Genomic DNA, 1063 nt, shown 5'->3' with positions numbered 1-1063 from the left:
AGGACAGCGTCTGCCATCAACCACCGGGGTGCGCGTGCAACGGATGAACGGGGAAAACGGGCAATCGGGGAAGACCGAAGGGCAGCCGAAGAAGCCTGGCTGGCAGGCGTGGCAGATCGCGGCCGCGACGCTCGGCGCGCTCTTCGTGTTCGCGCTATTCCATCCAGAGAAGCCCTCGGCACCGAGGGCATCGAAAGCCGGGGCAGGCACCGGTGCGGCATCGCAATCCCCGGCGAAGTCGGAACCGGCAGCGCCGTCACCTGCAACCGAGGCGGCGGTGATCGCCTTCAAGGACAGCGTGATGTCGGCGATGGCGCCGTGCGACGAGGCATCGAACCAACTTGCCGAAGCCGGGAAGAAACTGGGCTCCGGCACCTCGGTCTATGACGTCTACCCGGTCGCCCGAGCGGCCGAGACCGCGTGCTCCACCAGTTGGTCGCGCCTTTCCGACCTCGACGTTCCATCCGCGCTGCAGGGCGAGGCGGCCGACGCGGCCGACACGACGATCGAGTCATGCAAGGACGCCAGTGTTGCCAAGCAGATCTCCGCGAAGTCCATGGCCGAGGTGCTGGACGGCAACATGCGGCCCTCCGCGATCGAAGAGGTAAAATCCAACGCTGAAGAGGCACAGCGGAGCATCCTTGCCTGTGTCGCGAACATCTACGTCACGGCCGGCAAGGCAAATGTTGACATCGCCAAGCTCGGCAAGAAGGACGCTGCCCGCTAAGCATTCATTTCCGATGTTTCGACGATTTGCCCAATCGAGGGCCGCGTTCTAGCATCGGGCCATGCCGCTGACCTTCCTGTGCCTGGCCGCGATCGCCATCGATGGGGACACCTTGCGCTGCGCCAATATCGCGGACGCCAACGGGCGGGTGCGGCTGGCGGCGATCGACGCGGCCGAGTTGCCGGGGCACTGCCGGCGCGGGCGCGACTGCGCGCCGGGCGATCCGGGGCTGGCGCGATCGGCGCTGGCCGAACTGCTTGTCGGGCCGGTCCGGTGCGTGCAGGTCGATGCCTCGCCCTTCGAGCCGGGCTTCCAGGAGCGGGACCGTTATGGCCG

General features: G+C 67.0%; 2 protein-coding genes. Both read left to right on the top strand.

The window, feature by feature from the left end; translation table 11 throughout:
* On the top strand, positions 1-727 hold a 727-nt coding region (locus PYV00_RS23920; RefSeq protein ID WP_275230856.1), incomplete at its 5' end, for a hypothetical protein.
* Between the two features lie 61 nt (positions 728-788).
* Positions 789-1063 (top strand): thermonuclease family protein (locus tag PYV00_RS23915; protein WP_428981683.1); only part of this gene is annotated, 275 nt, incomplete at its 3' end.

The organism is Novosphingobium album (ex Liu et al. 2023) (assembly GCF_029076845.1).
GTDB lineage: Bacteria > Pseudomonadota > Alphaproteobacteria > Sphingomonadales > Sphingomonadaceae > Novosphingobium.
Note: the sequence above shows the minus strand (reverse complement) of the source record. Positions and strands in the feature narration are given on the sequence as shown.